The following is a 6,097-nucleotide window of genomic DNA, read 5'->3' as shown; positions in this document are numbered from 1 at the left end:
GATGCCGAACTTGATCGACAGGTAATCGATGTCCCGGCCGACTGTCACATACAAATCGAAGAGCGCGGTGTTGTCCTTCACATCACGCTCTGCAATTCTTCTCAGATTCTCAATACTCGTACTCATAGTTTCACCATACAGTGCGGCTTTAGACGCGCTCCAGCGCCAGACCGCTCTTGTGACCATTCAGGTTGACCTGCGCCAGTTCGCCTGCAGCATCGCCGCCGCAGATCTCGACCGCCAGGGTCTCCTTCATGATGTAATCTTTGTATGCCTCGACGGCAGCCATCACGTCGGCGTCCGCGACGTAGGCGGGCACGTCGATCCCCGCGAGCTGGTCGGCGAGCGCGTCGATGCGCCGCCGCACGCCGAGCAGCGCGCGCACCGGGTACGGCGAGGCGAGCAGCCGCTCGACGACCACCACGCCTTCAGCGATCACCAGGCCGCGCCCGCCCGGGCGGTCCGGGCGGCGGTCGGCGGTGGACAGGTCCCGGAAGTCGTCGACCCGTGGGTCGTCGACCTCGGTCACCTCGAACACGCGCGCCACCCGGTCATTTTGGCATTGGGCGGGTCGTCGCCCGCACGGCCTCGTGATCGGCTCGGCCGAGGGGCCGATGACTCAGTTCACAGCAGAAATCGAACGCAGGGCGGGCATAACCCGGCCGACGATCTTGTTGGTTGTAGCGGGCAATTAGCAACTCGAAGGTCCGGCCGAGCCAGAGGAGTCGCATGTCCCCGGCCCAGCAAGCCAGCCACGACGACCCCGAAACCAACCGCACCGCCGACCGGCCGCGCCGGAAGGCCCCGAGCAAGGTCCGCTTCGCGCTCATCCTGGGCGGGCTGACGGCGTTCGGGCCGCTGTCGATCGACATGTACCTGCCCGCGCTGCCCGCGCTGAGCAGCGAGCTCGGGGCGTCCGCTGCGCAGTCGCAGCTCACGCTGACCGCAGTGCTGCTCGGGCTCGCGCTCGGCCAGCTCGTCGCCGGGCCGATCAGCGACTCGGTCGGCCGCAGGCGCCCGCTGCTGATCGGGCTGGCCGTCTACATCACGGCGTCCGTGCTGTGCGCGCTGTCCGGCTCGGTGTACGCGCTGGCGGCGCTGCGCGGGTTGCAGGGCTTGGGCGCCGCGGCGGGCGTGGTCATCGCCCGCGCGACGGTCCGCGACCTGTACTCGGGGCGCGAAGCCGCGCGGTTCTTCTCCTCGCTGATGCTGGTCACCGGACTGGCACCGATCTTGGCGCCGGTCATCGGCGGGCAGATCCTCACGCACACCACCTGGCGCGGCGTTTTCGTGGTGCTGACCGGGTTCGGCACCCTCCTGCTGCTGGTGTCCGCGTTCCTGCTGCCGGAAACGAAGCGCCAGGAGTGGCGCCAGCCCGCGCACCTCGGTTCGACCTTCCGCACCTTCGGCACCCTGCTGGCCCGGCGTTCGTTCCTGGGCAACGCGCTGACCGCCGGATTGGGCATGTCGGCGATGTTCGCCTACATCTCCGGTTCGTCGTTCGTGCTGCAGGGCGTCTACGGCATGTCGCCGCAGATGTTCAGCTTGGCCTTCGGCGCGAACGCGGTCGGGATCGTGCTCGCCGGTCAGATCAACGCGCGGCTGGTCGGCCGGGTGGCGAACGAGGTGCAGCTGCTGCTGGTGGCGTTGTCCGCGGCCGCGGTCGCGGGCGTGGTGCTGCTGGGCGTTGCGCTGCTGAACCTGCCGCTGCCGTTCCTGCTCGCGGCGCTGTTCGTGATGGTGGCGTCGCTGGGCTTCGTGATGCCGAACACGACGATGCTCGCGCTGGCCGACAACCGCGACGTCTCCGGCAGCGCCTCCGCGCTGCTGGGCGTCAGCCAGTTCATCGTGGGCGCGCTGGCCGCGCCGCTGGTCGGCCTCGGCGGAACCGGGACGGCGCTGCCGATGGCGACAGTGATGTGCTGCGTGGTGCTCGCCGCGCTGGTGGTGTTCGTGACGCTCGGCAGGCACGGGGCCACGGGTACGGAGGTGGTGGCCGGGTCGGCGCGCAACGATCGCGCGGCCGCCGCGGACTCCGAGCGCGATCCCGCAGTCGAGCAGTGATCATCCGGCGCCGATGATCAGGTGTCTGCGCAACCATCACCCAGAAAGGCAACCATGGCCAAGCTCGGAGCTACCGACCTCGACGTCTTCCCGATCTGCCTCGGCACGAACGTGTTCGGCTGGACCGCCGACCGCGACGACACCTTCGCGGTGCTCGACGCCTACCTGGCCGCGGGCGGCAACTTCCTGGACACCGCGGATCTGTACATGGCCAACGCGCCAGGCAACTCCGGCGGTGAGTCCGAGGCGCTGATCGGCGAGTGGCTGCGCAGCCGCGGCACCCGCGACCAGGTGGTCATCGCGACCAAGGTCGGGATGCTGCCGGACCGCCCCGGCCTCTCGGCGCAGAACATCCGCGCGGCCGCGGAGGATTCGCTGCGCCGCCTGGGCGTCGACCACATCGACCTCTACTACGCGCACCGGGACGACGAGTCCGTGCCGCAGGAGGAAACGATGGCCGCGTTCGACGAGCTGGTGCGCAGCGGCAAGGTGCGGCACCTGGCGGCGTCGAACTTCAGCGCGCAGCGGCTCGAGAGCGCGCTGGCCATCTCGGACCAGCACGGGCTCGCCCGCTACCAAGCGCTGCAGCCGCACTACAACCTCGTCGAGCGCGCCGGGTACGAGGACGACCTCGCACCGCTGGTCGAGCGCGAGAAGCTGCCGGTGCTGCCCTACTTCGCGCTGGCCAAGGGCTTCCTGACCGGCAAGTACCGGCCGGGCGACACGAGTTCGGACAGCCCGCGCGCCGAAGGTGCCCGCGGCTACCTGGACGAGCGCGGCGTCAAGGTGCTCACCGCGCTGGAGGAAGTGGCGACGCTGCGTGGCGTTCCGGAGGCTGCGGTGGCGTTGGCGTGGCTGCGCGCTCGGCCGAACGTGGCCGCGCCGATCGCCAGCGCCCGCAACACCGGCCAGCTCGGCGCACTGCTGAGCGCGGCCGAGCTGGAGCTGACCGCGGACGAGCTGGACCGGCTCACCACCGCATCCGGCTGACCGCCGGCGTTCTTCCCATCGCCGTCTTCCCGCTGGTCACGCGGGGTGCGCCGGGCCGCGGATCGAACACCGTTTTGGACGCTGGTCCGCCGGGTACCGATGTGCCACCGTGGTTGTCCGCCGAGCAGCGTGCTGGCCGACCGAGCGGGGAGACGGCATGGGTAAGCACGTGACCAACCGGGCGTTCAAGCCCGTCGACCGGCAACGCTACCGGGACAAGATGCAGCGGGGCCTGGACGCGCTGGCCCGGATGCTCGCCGACGGCAACTTCTCCTTCCCGCACCAGCAAATGGGGCTGGAGATGGAGCTGAGCCTGGTCGACGAGCGGATGGAACCGTCCATGTCGAACTCCGTGGTGCTGGAGAAGATCAGCGACCCGGCGTTCACCACCGAACTCGGCCAGCACAACATCGAGCTGAACGTCCGGCCGCGCGCGCTGGCCGGGGACGGCGCGCTGGAGCTGGAGCAGGAGCTGCGCGAGGCGCTGCTGGACGCGGACGGCAAAGCGCGGGACGCGGACGCGAAGCTGGTCATGATCGGCACGCTGCCGACGTTGCGGCGCAACCACTTCGATCCGAACTGGCTGTCCCGCGCGCCGCGCTACTCGCAGCTCAACGACCAGATCTTCGCCGCCAAGGGCGAGGAGATGCGGCTGGACATGGAGGGCGCGCCGCTGTCCGACGGCGGCCCGGAACGGCTGCTGTGCTACGCCGATTCGATCTTGCCGGAGTCCGCGTGCACCTCCGTGCAGCTGCACCTGCAGATCGCACCGGAGGATTTCGCCGCGCACTGGAACGCCGCGCAGTGCCTGGCCGGGGTGCAGCTGGCGATCGGCGCGAACTCACCGTTCCTGCTCGGCAAGGCGCTCTGGCACGAGACCAGGGTGCCGCTGTTCCAGCAGGCCACCGACACCCGCCCGCAGGAGTTGAAGAACCAGGGCGTGCGGCCCCGGGTGTGGTTCGGGGAACGCTGGATCACCTCGATCTTCGACCTGTTCGAGGAGAACGTGCGCTACTTCCCAGCGCTGCTGCCCGAACCGGAGGACGAGGACCCGGTGGCGGCGCTGCACTCCGGGCGGGCGCCGACGCTGGCCGAGCTGCGGCTGCACAACGGCACCATCTGGCGGTGGAACCGCCCGGTCTACGACCTCGTGGACGGAGTGCCGCACCTGCGGGTGGAGAACCGGGTGCTGCCCTCCGGCCCGAGCGTGGTGGACGTGCTGGCCAACGCGGCGTTCTTCTACGGCGCGCAGCGCGCGCTGACCGAGCACGACCGCCCGGTGTGGACGCAGATGTCGTTCGCGGCGGCCGAGGAGAACTTCTACACCGGCGCCCGGCACGGCATGGACGGGCACCTGTACTGGCCCGGCTTGGGCTGGATCGCGCCGGAAGAGCTGGTGCTGCGGAAACTGCTGCCGATGGCGCACGAGGGCCTGCGCGCGTGCGGGGTTTCGGACGCGGCGCGCGAGCACCACCTCGGCATCATCGAGGCCCGCTGCCTGCGCAGGCAGACCGGTTCGTCGTGGCAGCGGGAAGTCGTCGGCGGTTTGCAGCGCGCGGGCCACGACCGGCAGTCCGCGCTGGCCGAGATGCTGCGCCGCTACGTCGCGCTGACCGACTCCGCCGAACCCGTGCACACCTGGCCCGTCGACTGATCCCCAGCGCAACCACCTGGTGATCCAGATCAAGTCGGCCCGGAATGCACTTGTCTCGCTGTTGCTACTAGATTGCGATTGCTAGAGACTGCTTACAGCGATACGGCACAGGGAGACGCTCCATGGCTCAGTACGTGCTGCCCGAGTTGGACTACGACTACGCGGCGCTGGAGCCCGCGATCTCGGGGGAGATCAACGAGCTGCACCACAGCAAGCACCACGCGACCTACGTCAAGGGCGCGAACGACACGGTCGAGAAGATCGCCGAGGCCCGCGACAAGGGCGACTTCGGCTCGATCGTGGGCCTGGAGACCACCCTGGCGTTCAACCTGGCCGGGCACTCGCTGCACCTGGTGTGGTGGAAGATCCTGTCCCCGAACGGCGGCGACAAGCCCACCGGCGAGCTGGCCGCGGCCATCGACCAGGACTTCGGCTCGTTCGACAAGTTCCGGGCGCAGATGGAGGCCGTGTCCACGACCATCCAGGGCAACGGCTGGGGCGTGCTGGCCTGGGACCCGGTCGGCCAGCGGCTGATCACCCAGCAGCTGCGGGACCACCACTCCAACCTGTCGATCGCCACCACTCCGCTGCTGGTGTTCGACATCTGGGAGCACGCCTACTACCTGCAGTACAAGAACGTGAAGGCGGACTACGTCAAGCAGCTGTGGAACGTCGTCAACTGGGACGAGGTCGGCAAGCGCTTCGCCGACGCCCGTGCCGGTTACAACGGGCTGCGGCTGCCCACCGCTTGATCCGGCCGGCCGCCTGATCCGCTCAGGCGCTCCAGGCTCGGCAGTGAATGCTCCGACAAGCGACGCTGCCGACACTTCGGGGCCTTCCTCCGGGGAGGCCCCGAAGTGCTGTCCGGGGGCGGTGCCGAGCAAGCCACGCGATGCTCAAACGGCCCGCGATACGGGAACGGCCCCCGCCTCCCGGAGGAGACGAGGGCCGTCCGTTCCCGAACTGACTGCCGCTCCCACCACGAAGCGGACATGTATTAGGTTAGCCTAACCTGCCAGGCTGCACAACCCCCGCGCCGCGAACTCGTCTGAGCACCAGCGCACCGGCCGTCGCCGCGAGCAACGCGAGCACGCCGCCGAGCAACAGCGGAGCCCGCGCGCCCAGGATTTCGGCCAGCCAGCCGGAAGCCAGCCCGCCCAACGGTTTCCCACCCAGGAACAGCAGCATGTACAGGCCCATCACGCGGCCTCGCATGGTCGGCTCCACCGCCAACTGCACGGTCGCGTTCGCGCTGGTCGTGAACGTCATGACCGCGATCCCGACCGGGATCAGCGCGGCTCCGAACGACCAGTAGGTGGGCATCACCGCGGCCAGCGCCTCCAGCAGGCCGAACGCCGCGGCCCCGATCAGCATCAGCCGCAGCCGCGG

At 69.4% G+C, this 6,097-nt stretch carries 5 protein-coding genes and 1 pseudogene; 4 read left to right on the top strand and 2 right to left on the bottom strand.

Translation table 11 applies throughout. The features are described 5' to 3' along the window. Window positions 1–235: 235 nt before the first annotated feature. Window positions 236–547: pseudogene (locus IJH84_RS15075) on the bottom strand (RNA methyltransferase); the annotation flags it as partial. A gap of 182 nt (window positions 548–729) precedes the next feature. On the opposite strand from IJH84_RS15075, the gene IJH84_RS15070 reads away from it, so the two are divergent. The 4 genes from IJH84_RS15070 to IJH84_RS15055 all read left to right on the top strand — a co-directional run bounded on the left by IJH84_RS15070 (window position 730) and on the right by IJH84_RS15055 (window position 5,460). Continuing rightward, window positions 730–2,064 (top strand): multidrug effflux MFS transporter, encoded by a 1,335-nt coding sequence (locus IJH84_RS15070; RefSeq protein ID WP_295145527.1) that lies wholly within the window; start codon window positions 730–732, stop codon window positions 2,062–2,064. A 54-nt stretch (window positions 2,065–2,118) separates the two neighbouring features. Beyond that, window positions 2,119–3,054: an aldo/keto reductase gene (locus tag IJH84_RS15065; protein WP_295145525.1), complete on the top strand. Its 936-nt coding sequence runs from the start codon at window positions 2,119–2,121 to the stop codon at window positions 3,052–3,054. Window positions 3,055–3,211: 157 nt separating this feature from the next. Then, on the top strand, window positions 3,212–4,708 hold the full coding sequence (locus tag IJH84_RS15060) for a glutamate-cysteine ligase family protein (RefSeq protein WP_295145524.1): 1,497 nt from the start codon (window positions 3,212–3,214) through the stop codon (window positions 4,706–4,708). A 122-nt stretch (window positions 4,709–4,830) separates the two neighbouring features. Next, window positions 4,831–5,460: a superoxide dismutase gene (locus IJH84_RS15055; RefSeq protein ID WP_200068402.1), complete on the top strand. Its 630-nt coding sequence runs from the start codon at window positions 4,831–4,833 to the stop codon at window positions 5,458–5,460. 250 nt (window positions 5,461–5,710) lie between these two features. On the opposite strand, the gene IJH84_RS15050 is transcribed toward IJH84_RS15055, so the two are convergent. Then, a partial coding sequence (locus tag IJH84_RS15050) for an MFS transporter (protein WP_295145521.1) occupies window positions 5,711–6,097 on the bottom strand: 387 nt, incomplete at its 5' end.

The organism is Saccharopolyspora sp., from assembly GCF_017434145.1.
Taxonomy (GTDB): Bacteria; Actinomycetota; Actinomycetes; order Mycobacteriales; family Pseudonocardiaceae; genus Saccharopolyspora_C; species Saccharopolyspora_C galaxeae.
The sequence above is the reverse complement of the archived record's forward strand: the minus strand, read 5'-3'. Positions and strand labels throughout refer to the sequence as shown.

What these genes read in the sequence shown, in the direction of transcription:
- IJH84_RS15070 (WP_295145527.1), top strand. Translation starts at nt 730, where the DNA reads ATGTCCCCGGCCCAGCAAGCCAGCCACGACGACCCCGAAACCAACCGC.
- IJH84_RS15065 (WP_295145525.1), top strand. Translation starts at nt 2,119, where the DNA reads ATGGCCAAGCTCGGAGCTACCGACCTCGACGTCTTCCCGATCTGCCTC.
- IJH84_RS15060 (WP_295145524.1), top strand. Translation starts at nt 3,212, where the DNA reads ATGGGTAAGCACGTGACCAACCGGGCGTTCAAGCCCGTCGACCGGCAA.
- IJH84_RS15055 (WP_200068402.1), top strand. Translation starts at nt 4,831, where the DNA reads ATGGCTCAGTACGTGCTGCCCGAGTTGGACTACGACTACGCGGCGCTG.